The sequence below is a fragment of the Pseudogemmobacter sp. TB195 genome, from assembly GCF_058313095.1.
The window spans coordinates 1-17,629 of the sequence record NZ_JBZEGG010000030.1 but is presented as its reverse complement, the minus strand read 5'-3'; the positions used below and the strand labels follow the sequence as shown (position 1 = coordinate 17,629).

The 17,629-nt window shown below is 60.4% G+C and carries 18 protein-coding genes; 13 read left to right on the top strand and 5 right to left on the bottom strand.

Translation table 11 applies throughout. The annotated features are described in order from the left end of the window. Positions 1-101 precede the first annotated feature (101 nt). The 3 genes from AC4FS3_RS24110 to AC4FS3_RS24100 are packed head-to-tail and all read left to right on the top strand — an operon-like array spanning position 102 to position 3,048. Positions 102-374, top strand: coding sequence for a hypothetical protein (locus AC4FS3_RS24110; RefSeq protein ID WP_491022620.1), 273 nt, complete (start codon positions 102-104; stop codon positions 372-374). Further along, entirely contained in the window at positions 331-2,430 is a 2,100-nt protein-coding gene (gene katE, locus AC4FS3_RS24105) for a catalase (RefSeq protein WP_491022619.1), read from the top strand. The genes AC4FS3_RS24110 and katE overlap by 44 nt, the downstream gene beginning before the upstream one ends. A gap of 6 nt (positions 2,431-2,436) precedes the next feature. Continuing rightward, the gene (locus AC4FS3_RS24100) at positions 2,437-3,048 is read left to right on the top strand and encodes a cysteine hydrolase family protein (RefSeq protein ID WP_491022618.1); all 612 of its coding nucleotides are present in this window, start codon (positions 2,437-2,439) and stop codon (positions 3,046-3,048) included. A 173-nt stretch (positions 3,049-3,221) separates the two neighbouring features. On the opposite strand, the gene AC4FS3_RS24095 is transcribed toward AC4FS3_RS24100, so the two are convergent. Further along, the gene (locus tag AC4FS3_RS24095; protein WP_491022386.1) at positions 3,222-3,767 is read right to left on the bottom strand and encodes a DNA-3-methyladenine glycosylase; all 546 of its coding nucleotides are present in this window, start codon (positions 3,765-3,767) and stop codon (positions 3,222-3,224) included. Between the two features lie 158 nt (positions 3,768-3,925). Further along, entirely contained in the window at positions 3,926-4,285 is a 360-nt protein-coding gene (locus AC4FS3_RS24090; RefSeq protein ID WP_491022617.1) for a VOC family protein, read from the bottom strand. Between the two features lie 609 nt (positions 4,286-4,894). On the opposite strand from AC4FS3_RS24090, the gene AC4FS3_RS24085 reads away from it, so the two are divergent. The 5 genes from AC4FS3_RS24085 (at position 4,895) to ku (AC4FS3_RS24065) (ending at position 10,393) form a co-directional block, all read left to right on the top strand. After that, positions 4,895-7,192, top strand: coding sequence for an FdhF/YdeP family oxidoreductase (locus AC4FS3_RS24085; RefSeq protein ID WP_491022616.1), 2,298 nt, complete (start codon positions 4,895-4,897; stop codon positions 7,190-7,192). After that, positions 7,185-8,000, top strand: coding sequence for a formate/nitrite transporter family protein (locus AC4FS3_RS24080; protein ID WP_491022615.1), 816 nt, complete (start codon positions 7,185-7,187; stop codon positions 7,998-8,000). Before AC4FS3_RS24085 ends, AC4FS3_RS24080 begins: the two co-directional genes overlap by 8 nt. A 178-nt stretch (positions 8,001-8,178) precedes the next feature. Beyond that, positions 8,179-8,865, top strand: a complete 687-nt coding sequence (locus AC4FS3_RS24075) for a DUF421 domain-containing protein (RefSeq protein WP_283180010.1) — start codon at positions 8,179-8,181, stop codon at positions 8,863-8,865. 414 nt (positions 8,866-9,279) lie between these two features. Then, positions 9,280-9,585 (top strand): hypothetical protein, encoded by a 306-nt coding sequence (locus AC4FS3_RS24070; protein WP_491022614.1) that lies wholly within the window; start codon positions 9,280-9,282, stop codon positions 9,583-9,585. 10 nt (positions 9,586-9,595) lie between these two features. Continuing rightward, positions 9,596-10,393: a non-homologous end joining protein Ku gene (ku, locus tag AC4FS3_RS24065; protein WP_283180012.1), complete on the top strand. Its 798-nt coding sequence runs from the start codon at positions 9,596-9,598 to the stop codon at positions 10,391-10,393. Here ku (AC4FS3_RS24065) and ligD read toward each other — a convergent pair whose 3' ends face one another. Together ligD and ku (AC4FS3_RS24055) are read right to left on the bottom strand one after the other, a co-directional pair. Beyond that, positions 10,394-12,916, bottom strand: a complete 2,523-nt coding sequence (ligD, locus tag AC4FS3_RS24060) for a DNA ligase D (RefSeq protein WP_491022613.1) — start codon at positions 12,914-12,916, stop codon at positions 10,394-10,396. Between the two features lie 3 nt (positions 12,917-12,919). Continuing rightward, a complete protein-coding gene (ku, locus tag AC4FS3_RS24055; protein WP_491022612.1) occupies positions 12,920-13,768 on the bottom strand; it encodes a non-homologous end joining protein Ku in 849 nt (282 codons plus the stop codon). Positions 13,769-13,897: 129 nt separating this feature from the next. On the opposite strand from ku (AC4FS3_RS24055), the gene AC4FS3_RS24050 reads away from it, so the two are divergent. Further along, complete coding sequence (locus AC4FS3_RS24050; RefSeq protein WP_491022611.1) at positions 13,898-14,188, top strand: hypothetical protein; 291 nt, start codon at positions 13,898-13,900, stop codon at positions 14,186-14,188. 73 nt (positions 14,189-14,261) lie between these two features. Here AC4FS3_RS24050 and AC4FS3_RS24045 read toward each other — a convergent pair whose 3' ends face one another. Further along, positions 14,262-14,627 (bottom strand): hypothetical protein, encoded by a 366-nt coding sequence (locus AC4FS3_RS24045; RefSeq protein ID WP_491022610.1) that lies wholly within the window; start codon positions 14,625-14,627, stop codon positions 14,262-14,264. A gap of 320 nt (positions 14,628-14,947) precedes the next feature. Between AC4FS3_RS24045 and AC4FS3_RS24040 the strand changes: the two genes are divergently transcribed. From AC4FS3_RS24040 to AC4FS3_RS24025, 4 genes are all read left to right on the top strand, one after another. Beyond that, positions 14,948-15,154 (top strand): hypothetical protein, encoded by a 207-nt coding sequence (locus AC4FS3_RS24040; protein ID WP_491022609.1) that lies wholly within the window; start codon positions 14,948-14,950, stop codon positions 15,152-15,154. A gap of 127 nt (positions 15,155-15,281) precedes the next feature. After that, on the top strand, positions 15,282-15,776 hold the full coding sequence (locus AC4FS3_RS24035; RefSeq protein ID WP_491022608.1) for a YciE/YciF ferroxidase family protein: 495 nt from the start codon (positions 15,282-15,284) through the stop codon (positions 15,774-15,776). 72 nt (positions 15,777-15,848) lie between these two features. Beyond that, positions 15,849-16,376 (top strand): hypothetical protein, encoded by a 528-nt coding sequence (locus AC4FS3_RS24030; protein ID WP_491022607.1) that lies wholly within the window; start codon positions 15,849-15,851, stop codon positions 16,374-16,376. After that, a complete protein-coding gene (locus AC4FS3_RS24025) occupies positions 16,376-17,551 on the top strand; it encodes a zinc-dependent alcohol dehydrogenase (protein ID WP_491022606.1) in 1,176 nt (391 codons plus the stop codon). Before AC4FS3_RS24030 ends, AC4FS3_RS24025 begins: the two co-directional genes overlap by 1 nt. The last annotated feature ends 78 nt before the right edge of the window (positions 17,552-17,629 follow it).

Below are 17,629 nucleotides of genomic sequence, written 5' to 3'. Positions count from 1 at the left end.
ATCGAGACGAGGTCAGAACCCGCCAAAGCGGACTGGGCCCGGCACCGGAACATTTCGCGCAGGCGGCGGTTCGACTGGGGACATCATCGCCAGGGCCCGTCATGACCAAAAACCCAAAGTCCGTTCCGCAGAAGGAGCGCCCTTCCGAGGAAAGCGGCGCCGGGGAGGTTTCTCCCGAGGCGCTGCGCCGTCCTTCACCGAATGTCATCGACCAGCGCCAGCAACAGATCGACCCCGCAGGCAGGCACCGTATCGACCCGGATGCCCGGCCCAGTGGCAACACCAAACAGCCCGGCGGGTCCGGGACGACCAGCACGCCAAATGCCAGCCATGGAGACGAAGATGCCGAAATCCAAAAACGCCAGGATACATGACCAGACCCTTACCCGGGGGAGTGGTGGCGAATTGCACCAGATCGCCGATGCCGGGTTCGAAACGCTGACCACTGCGCAAGGCGGGCCTGTCGCGGACGACCAAAATTCCCTGAAGATCGGCGCACGCGGCCCGGCGCTGATCGAGGACTTCCACTTCCGCGAGAAGATGTTCCACTTCGATCATGAGCGGATTCCCGAGCGCGTGGTTCACGCCCGGGGCTACGGCGCGCATGGCTTCTTTGAGACCTATGAATCGCTTGCGCACTTTACCCGCGCCGACATCTTTCAGCGGGCGGGTGAGATCACCCCTGTTTTTGTTCGCTTCTCCACCGTCGCCGGCTCAAAGGGCAGTTTCGATCTGGCCCGCGATGTGCGCGGTTTCGCGGTGAAGTTCTACACGAAGGAAGGCAACTGGGACCTCGTCGGTAACAACATCCCGGTCTTCTTCATTCAGGATGCCATCAAGTTCCCAGATGTCATCCATGCGGTGAAGCCCGAGCCTGACCGTGCCTTTCCGCAGGCGCAGTCGGCGCATGACAATTTCTGGGATTTCATCAGCCTTACCCCGGAATCCATGCATATGATCATGTGGGTGATGTCAGATCGCGCGATCCCGCGCTCGTTCCGCTTCATGGAAGGGTTTGGCGTCCACACTTTCCGACTTCTGGATGCGGATGACAAATCTACCTTCGTAAAATTCATCTGGAAGCCCAAGCTGGGGCTGCAATCGGTGATGTGGAACGAGGCGGTCAAGATCAACGGCGCCGATCCCGATTTCCATCGTCGCGATCTATGGAATGCCCTTCAGGCCGGAGATTTCCCGGAATGGGAGCTGTGTCTGCAGATCTTCGATCAGGATTTCGCTGACAGTTTTGATTTCGATGTGCTGGACCCGACCAAACTCATTCCCGAAGAGGTGATCAAACCTGTTCCGGTGGGGCGGCTGGTGCTGGATCGGATGCCCGATAACTTCTTCGCCGAGACTGAACAGGTCGCCTTCATGACGCAGAACGTGCCGCCGGGGATCGACTTTTCCGACGATCCGCTGCTGCAAGGCCGCAATTTCAGCTATCTCGACACACAGCTGAAACGTCTTGGTAGCCCGAACTTCACCCATATCCCGATTAACGCGCCGAAATGCCCCTTCGCGCATTTCCAACAGGACGGGCATATGGCAATGCGCAATCCGGTCGGTCGGGTGAACTATCAGCCGAACTCGCATGGCAGCGGCCCGCGCGAAGATCCGACACGCGGCCACCGCAGTCACGCCACCCCGCCGGAAGGTCCGAAACAGCGTCTGCGCCCGGAAAGCTTCGCCGATCACTACAGTCAGGCCCGGCAATTCTATCTCAGCCAGACAGCGATCGAACAAAAACACATTGCCAATGCACTGATCTTCGAGCTGTCGAAATGCGAAATTCCGGTGATCCGCGAGCGTATGGTTTCGCATCTGCTGAACATCGACGGCCCGCTGGCCGAGATGGTCGCCGACAAGCTGGGGATCGAAACCCTGCCCGACCCCGCCGATGCCGCGACGCCGCCGCGTGATCTGGATCCGTCTCCCGCGCTCAGCATTATCAGCAACCCGCCCGCCAGCTTTGCGGGTCGCAAGGTGGGAGCGCTGATCTGCGACGGGATCGACGCGGCTCTAGTCGCCGATCTGGCCGCCGCGCTGGCGGATGAAGGCGCCACGCTGGAGATTGTTGCCCCCAAGGTGGGTGGCGCCCGAGCAAAAGATGGTAGCCTGACCCCGGCGATGCACATGATCGATGGAGGGCCATCGGTGCTGTTCGACGCCGTTGCGCTGATCCTGACGCCAGAGGGTGCAGACCGGCTGGCAGGCGATGTGGCGGCCCGCGATTTTGTCAGCGATGCCTTCGCGCATCGCAAGTTCATCGCCTATACGCCCGGGGCCGCAGGATTGTTGGAGGCAGTCGGTATCGACGCCGCGGCGGATGAAGGGCTGATCCCTCTGGAACCCGGCAGCAGCGCAGATTTCGTAGCCGCCTGCCGTGCGCTGCGACTATGGGCGCGCGAGCGTGTCCTCAAACCCTGACGCGCAATGGGAGAGGGCTTACGATATGGGCCTCTAGGGCCGGATTGCGTGCATATCTGCGTTGATATGCAGCGTCTGTTCGGCCCGGGATACCCTTGGGCCGTACCGTGGCTAGAGCGGATCTTGCCGAATGTGGCTGCGATTTGCGGCCACAACCCTTCGCGCACCATCTTTACGCGGTTTCTCCCCCCTGCCCGAGCCGAATATGCAAAGGGTACCTGGCGGCGTTACTACCATAAATGGGAGTGCGTTACCCTGGATCGCATCGGGAATGAGGCTGTGGACCTGCTGCCTGACCTGTCACCTTATGCGCCGCCGGCAAAGGTCATTGATAAGATGGTCTATTCCCCCTGGGAGACCGCCGCGCTGGATCAGCTTTTGTCTCGTGGACAGGTGGATACGATCTTCCTGACCGGAGGCGAGACGGACATTTGTGTCCTGGCGACGGCGCTTGGTGCTATTGACCGGGGTTTCAGACTGATCCTGATCAAGGATGCGTTGTGCAGTTCGTCTGACCGGACACATGATGAGCTCATGGACCTCTATTCCAGCCGCTTCGATACGCAGATCGAGGTGATCGATACCGATGCTCTGTTGACGAATTGGCGCGAGCTTTGAGGACGGTTCGATGTGCCAGCCTTTCCATAAGAGGATGCGCGGCTCACATCTCGCGCCTCGGTAGATGCGGAAGGCATGTGCCGCATTCATGCCGTCCCCGGTCAATGTGATAGAGGCCGTTGCGCACCGACAAAGCGCCGTCGCCCCACGACGTCTCTAAGGGAAACTGAGGTCTAGAATTTTCTGCTCAGTCCCCTCTCCCCTGCCAATCCAAAGCGCCAGGGCAGGTCCACTGCACGTGAAATTCCGATGCGGGGGCCACTCACTATACCTGCGATAGGCGTTAATGCCGGATTCAGGACCAGATCATTGCCGTCAAAAGGCCTGCCATTGTCTTCAATCCGTATGTCCAGTGCCTGGCACAGCCGACCCGGACCCGCGCATAACAGTCCGTTCGGGCGCCGTTGCCGCATCACGTCCGATCCCCATTCAGGACGCAGCGCGCGGATCAGAACGGCCTCGCCCGGGCGTCCCACCACGTTCAGGCAAAGATGCATCCCGTATGAGACATAAACATAGGCATGCCCCGGGGGACCGAACATCGCGCGGTTCCGGGCAGTCAGCCCGCGGAAACTGTGAGATGCAGGATCATCGGCTGCATAGGCCTCGGTCTCAATCACGACACCACCGACACCACGCACCAGCAGCGCAGCTCCGATCAGAGCACGTGCCAAGGCACAAGCGTCCAGATCAGGGTCGAATGGCGGTGTAGGTGTCATTGAGTCGGCTGTTTTGCAGAATCCGAATAGCGCTGGTCGGGCAGTCCCGTGTCGCCAAACTGCGCGAAGGTCTGGCACCTCCAACATATATTCTGCAGGTGGACCATTCCCAGCTGCGATGGCCGTTTCTCCGCGCAGACGTCATGCGATCTCCTCAGTCAATCGCCCGATGCCATTATACAGAACCTGTGGCCCGTCGGCGCTTCCATGACGGTCCAGTCCTTCTGTCGGCTTACCACTTTTCCACCCAATGCGACGATCCGCGCCTCTTCCCCAACTGGATCGTCGGAATCGAAGTCCAGATGTACGCGCGGAGCATGGTCCACCTTCTGGAGCAAGAACCTGGGATGGCCTACCGTCCCCCTAAGGGCGGCATATCGCGCCGGGTCACCATCAGCTCCCGCTTCAGGCCCTTCAGATTGCAGTCCGAGGAGATCAGCCCAGAAGGATACGGCCTGGGTCAGATCATCAGTACAGCAATCAATGCATATCGTTCTCAATCGCAGATTGCTCGCCATGGACTCCTCCTGCGTGATTTTCGTCAGTTGCTTATTCGGGTCTGCAGAGCTGAAAACTCTTGGTATCCACAGCTTCCTCTCAGATCACACCCATCTCCCCGGATTGGGACTATCTGAAACCGTTTGGTTTTGATGATGTTCCCGGACAGGACAGCGATATGTTCCTCAGCAGAACATGGCACGCGATAGCTGATTCAACCGCAAACCAGGAGGAGGCCATAATGAGACACGTGGCCTCACGTCACAGGCCGTTCCTTAGCGTCACCTGACGATCACGCGGACGCCTTCTGACCACACCTCCGTCAGGCGCGATCTCCTGGGTTCTGTCACGGTTGGTTTATTCAATGTGCAGCTACCAGGGCTCGAAATTTGCGCGTCGAAGGGTCTTAGGCGGATCATTCCGGCGCTAAGATAAAGCCCTCAGTATGATCACCTGTCCGGGTATTGAACCGCCTGCGTCAGGAGGAATGATCTGGGCAACCATCATTGTTTCACCCGATGCATGGACCCGGATCCGATGAGACCCTTCCCATAGAATAACGATCGTGTGGCAAGTGGGAACAACTGGCACCGGAGACAATTCATAGACATAGCAGCAAGGAGAGAGCTATGTCTGATCGCGCCAACCACGAAGCCTACCGTCAACCTACGGGGGGCTGGGGATCGGTCAAGTCACTGGTCAAGCACTCCGTCAAACAGCGCGCCGTTCAAACCAGTGTCGGGTTGATGCGCGATCACAACAAAATCGGGGGCTATATGTGCACAAGCTGCGCATGGGCTAAACCCGGGGAACCCCATCTGGCGGAATTCTGCGAGAATGGTGCTAAGGCCACTTTCTGGGATCTCACCGCCCGGCGCACGACGCCAGAATTCTTTGCCCGTCATCCAGTCACTGAGCTGCTCACCTGGTCAGACTACGACCTCGAGAACGAGGGACGGCTGACCCAACCCATGCGTTACGATGCCGCAAGCGATACCTATGTCGAGGTGCCGTGGGCCGAAGCCTTTGCCGATATCGGCGCACATCTTCGCGCTTATGCGCCAAAGGATGCGGTGTTTTACGCCTCGGGCCGGGCTTCGCTGGAGACGTCGTTCATGTATCAGCTGCTGGCCCGTCTATATGGCAACAACAACCTGCCCGACAGTTCCAACATGTGCCATGAAACCACCTCCGTGGCGCTGCCGCAGAGCATCGGAACCCCCGTTGGCACTGTACTGCTCGAGCATTTTCAGGACACGGATTGCATTCTGTCCTTCGGCCAGAATGTCGGCACCAACTCGCCACGACTGCTGCACACGTTGCAGGAGGTGCGCGAACGTGACGTGCCCATCGTGGTGTTCAATCCATTACGCGAACGAGGCTGGGAAGCCTTCGTCAATCCGCAGCGGCCGGGACAGATGCTGACCAACAAGGCCACGCAGATCGCAACGCAATACTACCAACCGCGCGCGGGCAGCGATATCGCGGTGATGACCGGCATGGCCAAGGCACTCTTCGCCTGGGACGATGCCGCAAAGGCTGCGGGCGAGCCGCGCGTGCTTGATGACAAGTTCATCGACGCCCATACCGACGGGTTCGCGACATTTGAGACCATGGTGCGCGCCACCACCTGGCCCGAGATCGAAGCCGCCTGCGGATTGCCGCGCGAGGCTCTCGAGGCGGCAGCACGGACATATGCAGAGGCAAAATCGGTCATCGCCATCTATGGTATGGGCCTGACACAGCACAAGCTGGGCGTCGACTCTGTGCAGATGCTGGTCAACCTGCTGCTGATGCGCGGCAATATGGGCCGGCCCGGCGCAGGTATCTGCCCTGTGCGCGGGCATTCGAATGTGCAGGGCCAACGCACGGTGGGCATTGCCGAAAAGACCGCGCTGGTGCCGCTCGACGCGATGGCAGAGCGCTATGGGTTCACACCGCCGCGCGAAGACGGCATGAACACCGTCGAGGCCTGCGAGGGTATCGTCGCCGGCAGGGTCCGCGCTTTCATCGGGCTGGGCGGCAACTTTGTCCGGGCCATCCCCGAGCGCGAGCTGATGGAGCGCAAATGGCGCGATCTCGATCTGTCTGTGCAGATCGCCACCAAGCTCAACCGCAGCCATCTGATAATCGCGCGCACGACTTATCTGCTGCCGACCCTCGTGCGCTCGGAAATCGATGAACAGGCGTCTGGGCCACAGATCGTCACGATGGAAGATTCGACCACCTGCATTCACGCATCGCGCGGAAAATACCGCCCGGCCAGCCCCCAACTGCTGTCTGAGCCCAAGATCGTGGCCGAAATTGCCAAAGCCACATTGCCAGAGAACCCTTTGGTGCCATGGGATCTCTGGGTCGCCAACTACGGGCTGGTCCGGAACGAGATCGCAGCGATCTTTCCCGACGCCTTCCACGATTTCAACGACCGCCTCGACCTGCCCGGCGGCTTCCCGCGCCCTGTTCCGGCTCGTGAACGCATCTGGGAGACCGACACCGGTAAAGCGAACTTCAAGACGCCTTCGGCCCTGCATGCCAGCTTTGATACCGACGATGATCCCGGTGTGTTGCGCCTTATCACGTTGCGGTCGAACGACCAGTTCAACACCACCATCTACGGAAATGCCGATCGGCTGCGCGGCATACACGGCTCGCGCATGATCGTGATGATGAACCCGAACGACCGGATGCGTTTCCAGATTGCAAAGGACGGCGTGGCAAGGCTGACCACTGCGGCGGAAGATGGTGTGTCGCGGAGTGTCGGCGGGTTGCAGGTCATCGACTATGATATCCCTGAAGGCACCATTGCCGCCTATTACCCCGAATGCAACGCGCTGATCCCGCTGTGGCAATATGCACAGGAGAGCAAGACACCGGCCGCTAAATCGGTTCCGGTGCGGGTCAGTTCGGAGGCCCAGGCACATGTCTGATACTACGCTGCCGGAACCGCCCGTCCTGACGAAGGCAGTCTTCGACGCTGTGACCGACAAGGCCAATCTGTCCTTACGTCCTATGGTTGTGCTTGGCGTCCTTGCAGGCATCTACATCGGGCTGGGCGGGCTGTTTGCCACGATTGCGCTTGCACAAGGCGATGACCTGCCCTTCGGTGTGGCGCAGGCCCTTGCAGGTCTGGTCTTTGCGCTCGGCCTTGTGCTGGTTCTGGTCGCAGGTGCCGAACTCTTCACGGGCAATACCCTGATGGTAGGGCCGGTTGCCCTCGGCCAGCTGGCGGCATCTCGGGCATTGCTCGCGCTTTGCATCGTTTATATCGCGAACTTTGTTGGCTCGGTGACTCTTGCCGGGCTGATCGCCCTCGCCGACGTCCATGCGGGCGGCGATGGAGCGGTCGGCAGGGCGGCGCTGGATCTCGCCCTGACCAAGCTCGACAAATCCTTTGGCGTCACGCTCGCCAGCGGCATTCTGGCAAACATGCTCGTCTGCCTTGCGGTCTGGATGGCCTATGGCGGTCAGACTGTGACTGAGAAACTCGCAGCCCTGCTCCTGCCCATTGCAGCTTTCGTCGCCGCCGGGCTCGAGCATTCGGTCGCGAATATGTATCTGCTGCCATATGCCCTTTTCATAAAGGGCGACCATGCGGGCTATGACGTCACCGTCATCGGGATATTCGCCAATCTTCTCGCTGCAACGATGGGCAATCTGATCGGCGGTGCCTTGGTCGCATTGGCTTATGTCGCTGCGTATCGGACTGAATTGGCACAGCCGGATCATGGGAAATGAGAACGCTTCTTCAGCGAACGGCCAATGTCCCTCCGACTCTGGCAGTACAGGAACCTCACTGCCCTCTTGACCGTTGTTGGTGGGCTGGGACTGCTGACTGACCAGATGTCTGCACGGCCAGCCAGTTGACCTCGCACTGAATCTCTCACCGCAGTGCTCGGGGAAGGAAATCCGCCACATGCAAGCGATAACTCCCTTTGACTGGGTTCGCCTGTTCCTTGGTGAAGATCCGCCGCTCTTCTACCTGGAAATCGTCTTTCGCATCCTGGTCATCTGGATCTGGACCATGGCGCTGCTGCGCTGGATTGGCGGGCGCAGCATCTCGCAACTCTCGGTCGTCGAATTCCTGCTTGTCATCGCACTCGGCGCCGCCGTCGGAGATGCGATGTTCTACCCCGAGGTGCCGCTCGCCCATGCCATGCTGGTCATTGCCGTCCTCGTGGTGCTGGACAAAGCTGTCGATTATGCAATCCGGCGGTACCGCCTCGCGAAACGCATCATTGAAGGACAACCTGTGGCGATCCTGCGCAATGGCGTTATTCTTTGTGATGGCCTGAGCGCCCGCCAGCTCGGATCACTTGAGCTGATGGAAATGCTGCGCCTTAAAGGCGTTGAGAACCTTGCCTCCCTCCGCGTTGTGTATCTCGAGCCTTCCGGCAAGTTATCGATGTTTCCGGCAGAAAACCCGCAGCCTGGCCTCTCGATCATGCCGCCGAGGGAGGAAGTTAAAGGCGATGTGCCTGACCGGGGCGCTACTGCCTGTTGCGAGCACTGCGGGATGGTTGCTGACCCCCACGCGCCCTGCCCGAACTGTGGCGGAGACAGTTGGGTCCGCGCCACACCTGCGCCTAAGTGGAGGCAGTGAGCGATCCCATGACCAGAAATGTGGTGATCATTGAGGACCGGCTTGAAGTCGCTATTCCAATGGCGGCGCATCTCGAAGCGCGAGGGTTCAACATTGTCGGTCTGATCCTGGAACGGGCTGCGGCCCTTGCTGTCGCTGAAGGAGAGCGGGCAGATTTCAGCGCAAGGATAGCTGACCGTCCGCTGAGTGATCAAAGATCCAGAACATGCGTGGCGTTGCTGGCGGAGCTCGGAATCCCGACCCTGCAAATGCCCGCTCCAGTTTCGCAGACAGACCGCGCGACACGAGCCAGCGGGACCGTGAGCTCATTGTCCCGTCAGCGCCACTTCCCACATCGATAGCGGGGGCGGGGGAGAACCACGGGGAACAAGGCGCGTGTTGAATGGTTGGATATCCATCAATCGGAGAGGTACGATGAACCGTAAAACCGAAGACCCCGCCACTCATCCGAAGCAGAAATCACTGGGGCAAAGCCCTGACGCCGATTTGACCAGTCAGGCTTGGGAAGCAACCAGCCCGGCCGAGCAGGCTGAAGCTGCTGTCCCTGGCGGAGATGAACTGACGCCCGAACAGAAGCGCGTCACCCCGGAGGAAGTGCGCAACCATGCAATCGCACAGGGGACCGACGAACCCTCGATCCCGCGCGGGCGCAACCCTGACACAGCCATGTGCGAGGACCGCGACCATCCCGGCCGGGTCGACAAAGAGAACGACTGCTGAGGAGTGACGCATGGCACCCCGGCCGTTCTGGAAAGGCTATCTGAAACTCTCGCTGGTCAATTGCCCGGTGACCATGGCCCCAGCGACCAGCGAGGCCGAAAAGGTGCGCTTTCACACGATGAATTCCAAAACCGGCAACCGTGTGGTCAGCCGGTATGTCGACAGTGTCAGCGGCAAGCCAGTGCGCGACGAGGATGAGGTCAAGGGCTATGCCCGGGGTGAAGACGATTACGTCATCCTTGAGGATGACGAGATCGATCAGGTCGCGCTGGAAAGCACACGCACCATCGACATCGACATGTTTGTCCCTGCCGATACCATCGGATGGATCTGGTATGATACGCCGCACTACCTCTCGCCGGCGGATCGGGTGGGCGAGGAGGCGTTTTCCGTCATCCGCGCCGCCATGGCCGATACCGGAACGGTCGGCATCGCAAGGCTGGTCCTTTATCGCCGCGAACGCGCTGTGATGCTGGAGCCGCGCGGCAATGGCATCGTGGTCTGGACCCTGCGCTATGGCGATGAGGTGCGCGGTGCGGCGGAATATTTCGGCAAGGTCGAGGACAAGAAGCCCGATCCCAAACTGATGACGCTGGTCAAGCATCTGATAGATGAGCGCAAAAAACCCTGGTCGCCTGACATGGCGTCCGACCCTGTCCAGGCGCGGCTACTTGATCTGATCGCCGCGAAGAAAAGGGGCCGCAAGCGTGTGCCCAAGGCGAAGGCTGAACCTGCGGCCAAGGACAATGTCGTCAGCATCATGGATGCGCTGAAACGCAGCCTTGCCGCCGAGAAGAAGGGAAAATAGCTATCGCGCCTTAAGTTTCAGCGGCGCGGCGGCCTTGCGAAACCCCTCCCACGGATCACGTGTCATCGCGGCCAGTCGGGCAGGCAGATTGGTCAGGGTGAAATGCGTCGGGCCGATCTCGGCTCCAAGCTCTTCCCAATCCAACGGGGTCGAGACCGCCGCACCGGGCCGGGCGCGGGTAGAATAGGCCGCTACCGCCGTTGCCCCCCGCTGGTTGCGCAGATAGTCGATCAGGATGCGCCCCTTGCGCTTGGCCTTCGCAACGGTCGCCACATAGTCGCCAGGGGCATCGGAGGCCATCGCCAGAGCCACACCCTTGGTGAACGCCTTCACCTCGGGCCATGTGGCATGGGGTTTAAGGGGCGCCACGACATGCAACCCCTTGCCGCCCGAAGTCTTAACAAAGGCGGTCAGCCCCACGTCCGCCAGCCGCTGGCGCACCTCATGTGCTGCGGCGATCACACGCGGCCACTCCACACCCTCGCCCGGGTCCAGATCCATGGTGATCATGTCGGGACGCTCCCAATCCTCAAGCGAAGCTCCCCAGGGGTGGATCTCCAGCGCCGCCGATTGCACCAGGCCGATCAGCCCATCCAGACTGTCGATGCTGATCAGCGGATCACCCGGATCCTTCGGGTCTTCGACCAGCCGGATATTACTGTTAAGCCCCTTCCATGCGTGTTTCTGAAAGAAGCTCTGCCCGGTGATCCCTTCGGGACACCGCAAGAGCGCCAGGGGGCGATTGACCGCAAAAGGCGCGACCTGCCGCCAGACGTGACTGTAGTAGTCCGCCAGACCCTCTTTGGTGATGCCTTCATCGGGCCAATAGATGCGGTCGGGATGCGTCAGTTTGACATTCGGGCGCGGCGCGGCTTTCGCCGGTTTCGCCACGGCAGGTGCAGCCTCCCGGCGGATCTCACTGGCGGGCTTGTCCTCCCGCAACCCGCGAAACGACGCGTGGCGCAGATGGCCGTCCGCCGTCCAGGCGCGGAATTCGACCTCGGCCACCAGTTCGGGCCGCAGGTAGCGCACGTGCCGCGCCTGTTCCGCCGTCAACGGGGCCGCAAAGGGACTGTCATCGCTGCGGATCCTCTCCAGCCGCCGGAAAAGATCCTGCGCGATACGGGCCGAGAACCCGGTGCCCACTCGGCCGACATGGCTCAGATCATTCCCCTCATACACACCGAGGACCAGCGAGCCGATGGCGTTTGGCGACGCGGTCGAGGGCATATAGCCGCCGATGACGAATTCCTGCCGGGCCGAGCATTTGGATTTGATCCAGGCCTTGCCGCGTCCCTGCCGGTAAGGCGAGTCGCGCAGTTTGGACACGATCCCTTCAAGACTCAGGCGGCAGGCATGTCGCAAAACCGTGGCACCGCTTTCCTCGAAGTGGCTGCTGTAGCGCAACGGGCCGCCTGATGTGGCCAGAAGGTGCTCCAGCATCTCTTTACGCTGCACCAGCGGCAGCCCGCGGAGATCGTGACCATCCAGATGCAGAAGGTCAAAGCCGTAGAACAGAAATCGGTCCTCGCGCCCCTCGCTCAGATCTGCCTGAAGGGCGGAAAAATCCGAGGCGCCATTGCCGCTTTCGACCACCATCTCGCCGTCAATCAATGCGGTGCCGACGGGAAGGTCGCGCAAGGCCGTCGGCACCTGTTTGCCGAAGCGGTCGGTCCAGTCCAGCCCGCTGCGGGTCAGAAGTTTGACTTGCCCGGCGTCAATCCAGGCTTGCAGTCGATAGCCATCGAACTTGATCTCATGCAGCCAACGATCCCCCTTCGGCGCAGCGGGGGCAAGCGTCGCCAGCATCGGCGGAATGAAATCCGGCAGAGGTTCTTTCTTTGCGGCCCTGATCGTCGCGGGATTGGGCAGCCCAGTTTCGGTTTCGTCGAGTTCTGCGGATTTGGCCTTTGCGCGGGCCTTCCGGGGTGTCCCGTCTTTCACAGACTGGCCTGACACATCGCCTGCGATTTCGGAGAGGTCGCGACCGGTTTTGACCGACAGTGGCAGCTCTTCCAGGATGTCGGGTGCATCGCCCAGTCGGGCGACCTCATCATCCGCCTTGATCAGCAGCCAGTTCTCGCGCTTTTCGCCCGGCTTGCCCTGCATCCGGATCAGATGCCAGCGGCCCTGCAACTTCTCGCCCGACAGTTCGAATTCCAGATGACCCTTGGCATAGCCTTTGGCTGCATCACCAATGGGGGCCCACGTGCCGCGGTCCCACAGCAGCACGGTGCCACCGCCATATTCGCCTTTCGGAATGGTGCCTTCGAACGAGCCATAAGCCAGCGGGTGATCCTCGACATGCACTGCCAGCCGCTTTTCCCCTGCCACCAGACTGGGGCCGCGCGTCACCGCCCAGCTGCGCAGCACGCCGTCCATTTCCAGCCGTAAATCATAGTGCAGGCGGCGGGCCGCGTGTTTCTGGATGACAAAATTGTCGCCGCCTTTACGTCCCTTCCTGCCCTTTGGTTCAGAGGTGGCGGTGAAGTCACGCTTTTGGCGATAGTGCTCCAGCGCCATGACTTAACCCGCCTTGCGCTTTGCCGCGGGCTTTGCAGGCGACCTGGCGCGCGGTTTTCGGGCGGGGCCGGGCTTGCCCTCCAGTTTAGCGCTTTCGCGCAGCGCTTCCATCAGATCCACCACTTTGCCGCGCGCTTCGATTGCGCGCGGTTTGATCTTGCGGCCCTCCATCCTGGCCTTGACCAGCTCCTCCAGCGCGGCTTCATAGCGGTCGTCAAACGCGGCAGGGTCGAACTTGCCCAACTTGGTCTGAATGATGTGGCGGGCCAGATCCAGCATCTCGCCCGCAACTCGGGGGGCAGGAACATCCTTGAAGGCTGCCTCTACTGAGCGGACTTCATAATCAAAGTTCAGCGTGGTCGCGACCAGCCCTTTCCCATCGGCGCGGATCAGCACCGTCCGCATCCGCCGGAACAACACCGTACGCGCGATGGCGGCGACCTTCTTTGCCGCCAGACCGTCACGGATCAGACCGAACGCTTCCATGCCCGAATGATCAGCGGGCGCCAGATAATACGGCTTGTCGAAATAGACATCATCCACCTCTCCACATGGCAGAAAGGCTTCGATCGCCAGCACCTTGTCGCTGTCGGGAACCGCGGCTGCGATGTCTTCGGGGTCAAGCAGCACATGCTCTCCGTCCGAGACCTCGTAGCCCTTGACCTGATCGTCCCGATCAACGGGCTCGCCAGTTTCGGCATCGACAAATTCCCGCCGCACCCGGTTGCCGGTGGCGCGATTGATCGTGTGGAAGGCGATCCGGTCAGAAGTGGAGGCCGCCGTGTAAAGCGCCACCGGGCAGGCCAGCTTGGCAATCTTCAGCGTGCCTTTCCAATTCGCGCGTGGGGCCATGGGACATTACCTCAAGTTCGGGGCTTCTGGGCATAACCGGTGATGCGGCGGATCGTTCCGGGAGACCTGCAAGTTAGGAACATGTCGTGCCGCCATGGGTTCGAGTCGAGAGACGAAGGAGAACGAGCCATGAAAGAACCTGTAACCTCCGCCAAACTTCGCGATGAGATCGACCACGGTCAGGCTGGAGACAAAGTGTCGTTTCCGGATCCCGCAGCAGCGCCTCTCGGAACTGATGACGAAGCTGCCGGCCATCCGCCGACATCGGAACAGATCGCAATGGCACGCAGACATGAGGTAAAAGAGCAACCGACGCAACGACCGGAGCTGGACGGCTGGACTGGAAACGGCGGCGTTAAGCTCCTCCTCGGAGCTGCGATCCTTCTTGCTGCCGTCCTGGGCTATTATCTCAGCCGTTAAAGCCGCTGAGGAACCCAAGACCACGAATTGAACCACCGGCCGGGGACGTCCAGGCGCGACGTAGGTCAAGGGATCAGTAGTTTCCGGGAGGATCGCTGGCCGGGAAGGACTCGTCGCTCTCTTCATCCACCTTGTCCCATTTTTTGGGTGGCATCTGCATTTCCTTGCGCCCGGCTACCCTGATATAATCATCAGGCACATTCGCAGCCTCACCTGCATTCTCTTCCTGCTGCGTCGTGTCATTGACATGCCGCAAGGGCTGGTCTTCGCGTTGCCCCTGGCCCGTAGCGTCCGTCTCATCAGGCTCATTCAGCGACGCCGCCGCCTGTTTCAGGTGATGTTCTTCACCAGCGTCAACCTTCACCCCCGGGTCCGAAGGGCCCTTCGGATCTTTAAACGATGCTGCATTTTCCTTCGCGGGGATCTTCTTTTCCACCATCTGGCTGTCTCCTCTGCAGACGTGCGTTAAGTGCAACCTGCAGAGCAATACGATGTTCCTGCCCAGCGGATACGAAGAGCGAGGCGTTGACCGCACTCCTGCGTGACTGTCACTTGACTACAGCAACCGATCCCGCCGGTCAGGCACCGGATCGGTACCTGATGCCGTAAGAAGCGCCCGCTCCAGGCTCAGTCAATGGCAGGGTCGTCTCCGGGTTCGGGTGAGCGATCAGGCGGCCGCTGTTCTGGCCCTGCAGGATAGGTCCAGAGCCAGTTCCATGTGACCGCCGCCCGGCTCTGGGTGCCAATCAGGAGGAAGATATGCGCGATACCCCAGATCTACCAGGCACGTGCGCCTTGCAGGCGAAGCTTCCCGAATTTTACCACCGCCGCGCGTTTGCCAATGTTCGCCAGATCACGTTGATGACGATAGCGGAAAGGCTCGGTCGTTGCGCGACCGGAGAGCCGCGTACGAATGAAGCGGGCAATGTGACTGCCCTGTCGTTTTGCGGCGGACGCAATGTCTGAGAAAAAATCGCCGTTTTCCTGCAGCACTGCTGGAGTATCGCCGATTCAGAAGATCTCAGGCCTGCCGGCAACCTTGGGAACAACTCGACCCGTTTGCGGTTCAGTGGGCATGAAAGGAGACTGTACCATGGCTGATAAAACCCTCGACACCCTATTCCACGATACTCTGCGGGACATCTATTATGCCGAGCGAAAGATCCTCTCCGCTCTTCCGAAGATGGCCCGCGGTGCGCAGGACCCGAAGCTGAAAGAGGCGTTTCAGCACCACCGCGAACAGACCGAAGTGCATGTGGAACGACTGCAGCAGGTCTTCGAAATCATCGGGAAGAATCCGCGTGGCAAGACCTGCGCCGCCATCGAGGGTATCCTCGAAGAGGGTGAAGAGATCCTCCAGGACTATAAGGGCAGCCCTGCATTGGATGCCGGTTTGCTGGCTGCGGCCCAGGCGGTCGAGCACTATGAGATTACCCGATATGGCACTCTGCGCACCTGGTCAAAGGAGCTCGGCCTGAAAGACGCGGTCGCATTGCTGGAGCAGACGCTTGCCGAGGAAAGCGAGACCGACGAGTTGCTCACGGGTCTCGCGGAAACCGCGGTAAATGCGGCAGCGCAAAAAGTCTGACACAAATGGCACCGGAAGCGAGGCTTTCGGTGCCAATTTTATGCGCCAGCTTTATGCGGAGGAGGCACTGGTATGAACCATGATCAGACGCCCGATGATGATGCACCGGGCCGGACAGCCAAACACGAGGACTTTGGCGGGTTCAAGGTCGGCGGACGCACCGTCACGATCAACGCAACGCCGGATGATGTTCTCAGACAGCTGCATGATCTGCCGACGCTCAATCTGATCTTCGGGGGAAAGCTGGAAGCCCGTGCCCTGCCGAATGGCAATCTTGCATGGCATGTGGACGGGGACGCTGAGGGCATCGAGACCTTGAACTTGAAGCACGGTGCACCCGAAGTGCTCTCGTGGCGAAGCGTGGACACTGCGGATACCGACCTGGAAATCAAGCTCCTCCTGCGCGACAGCCCCGCATCGCGCGGCACCGAAGTACAGTTGCTGCTCGCCTGGAAACCCCGCTGGGGAACACTCGGCAGCCTCTATGCACGGCTTCGGGGGCTGGACCCGATCCTTCTGGGACGCTTGGCACTCAAACGTCTGAAGATGTTGATCGAAACCGGCGAAATCGCCACGGCAGAGAACCGGAGGGTGGCCTGATGCGCGCTTTGACCTGGCATGGGAAACATGATGTCCGCATCGACACAGTGCCCGATCCGCAGATCGTGAACCCTAGGGACGCAATCATCGAGGTGACCTCGACGGCCATCTGTGGCTCGGATCTCCATCTCTATGACGCTGTGATCCCGGGCCTGAAGGCGGGCGATATTCTTGGCCACGAGTTCATGGGGCGTGTGGTTGAGACCGGCCAGGCATCCACCCTTAAAAAGGGGGATCGGGTGGTGGTGCCGTTCACAATCTCCTGCGGCAAGTGCTTCTTCTGTGACAAGGCGCTGTTTTCCGCCTGTGACAACTCCAACCCGGTGGAAACACAGGAAGCCTCGGAACTCGCCTACGGTCACGCGGTCAGTGGTCTGTTCGGCTATTCCCATTTGACTGGGGGCTATCCGGGCGGACAGGCGGAGTATGTTCGGGTGCCCTTCTCCGATATTGGGCCTATTGTTGTGCCCGAAGGCGTGCCTGACGAGGATGTGCTGTTCCTTTCAGATATCCTGCCCACAGGATGGATGGCGGCAGAGAATGCGCAGATCGAGCCCGGTGATACAGTTGCCGTATGGGGCTGCGGTCCGGTCGGTCTCTTCGCCGTGCAGTCAGTCCTGCTGATGGGTGCCGCGCAGGTGATCGCGATCGACCACCACCCCCATCGGCTGCAGCTGGCGCAAGGCCTTGGTGCCAAGGCAATCGACTACACCCAAACCCATGTGCTGGAAGCGCTTATGGAGATGACCGGCGGGATCGGCCCCGACGCCGTTATCGACGCTGTTGGCATGGAAAGCCATGGGTTCTCGCCGGACAACCTGCTCGACACCCTCAAGCAGAAGGTCGGCGTCGGAGCCGACAGGGCACATGCGCTGCGGATGGCCCTGATGGCGGTGCGAAAGGGTGGCCGGGTGTCGATACCCGGCGTCTATGGCGGGATGGCGGATAAATTTCCGCTTGGCGCGCTGATGGAAAAGGGCCTGCAAATCCGGACCGGCCAGACCCATGTGCAGGCCTACACCCACCAGCTGATGCAACGCATCCTCGAAGGCCAGATCGACACCACCTTCCTGATTTCTCACCGGCTGTCCCTCGAAGACGCCGCCGAGGGTTACCGGAACTTCCACGGCAACCAGAATGAATGGACAAAGGTCGTGCTGAAGCCGAGGGCGTGAGGCTAGCAATTGTGTCTATTGATTGAGCTGTTGACGCCATACCTCTCCTGTTTTCAGGATTGCATTTGCGATGGTGAT

Coding starts and splice junctions, on each gene's coding strand:
- AC4FS3_RS24110 (WP_491022620.1), top strand. CDS start 102: ATGACCAAAAACCCAAAGTCCGTTCCGCAGAAGGAGCGCCCTTCCGAG.
- katE (WP_491022619.1), top strand. CDS start 331: ATGGAGACGAAGATGCCGAAATCCAAAAACGCCAGGATACATGACCAG.
- AC4FS3_RS24100 (WP_491022618.1), top strand. CDS start 2,437: ATGGGAGAGGGCTTACGATATGGGCCTCTAGGGCCGGATTGCGTGCAT.
- AC4FS3_RS24095 (WP_491022386.1), bottom strand. CDS start 3,767: ATGACACCTACACCGCCATTCGACCCTGATCTGGACGCTTGTGCCTTG.
- AC4FS3_RS24090 (WP_491022617.1), bottom strand. CDS start 4,285: ATGGCGAGCAATCTGCGATTGAGAACGATATGCATTGATTGCTGTACT.
- AC4FS3_RS24085 (WP_491022616.1), top strand. CDS start 4,895: ATGTCTGATCGCGCCAACCACGAAGCCTACCGTCAACCTACGGGGGGC.
- AC4FS3_RS24080 (WP_491022615.1), top strand. CDS start 7,185: ATGTCTGATACTACGCTGCCGGAACCGCCCGTCCTGACGAAGGCAGTC.
- AC4FS3_RS24075 (WP_283180010.1), top strand. CDS start 8,179: ATGCAAGCGATAACTCCCTTTGACTGGGTTCGCCTGTTCCTTGGTGAA.
- AC4FS3_RS24070 (WP_491022614.1), top strand. CDS start 9,280: ATGAACCGTAAAACCGAAGACCCCGCCACTCATCCGAAGCAGAAATCA.
- ku (WP_283180012.1), top strand. CDS start 9,596: ATGGCACCCCGGCCGTTCTGGAAAGGCTATCTGAAACTCTCGCTGGTC.
- ligD (WP_491022613.1), bottom strand. CDS start 12,916: ATGGCGCTGGAGCACTATCGCCAAAAGCGTGACTTCACCGCCACCTCT.
- ku (WP_491022612.1), bottom strand. CDS start 13,768: ATGGCCCCACGCGCGAATTGGAAAGGCACGCTGAAGATTGCCAAGCTG.
- AC4FS3_RS24050 (WP_491022611.1), top strand. CDS start 13,898: ATGAAAGAACCTGTAACCTCCGCCAAACTTCGCGATGAGATCGACCAC.
- AC4FS3_RS24045 (WP_491022610.1), bottom strand. CDS start 14,627: ATGGTGGAAAAGAAGATCCCCGCGAAGGAAAATGCAGCATCGTTTAAA.
- AC4FS3_RS24040 (WP_491022609.1), top strand. CDS start 14,948: ATGCGCGATACCCCAGATCTACCAGGCACGTGCGCCTTGCAGGCGAAG.
- AC4FS3_RS24035 (WP_491022608.1), top strand. CDS start 15,282: ATGGCTGATAAAACCCTCGACACCCTATTCCACGATACTCTGCGGGAC.
- AC4FS3_RS24030 (WP_491022607.1), top strand. CDS start 15,849: ATGAACCATGATCAGACGCCCGATGATGATGCACCGGGCCGGACAGCC.
- AC4FS3_RS24025 (WP_491022606.1), top strand. CDS start 16,376: ATGCGCGCTTTGACCTGGCATGGGAAACATGATGTCCGCATCGACACA.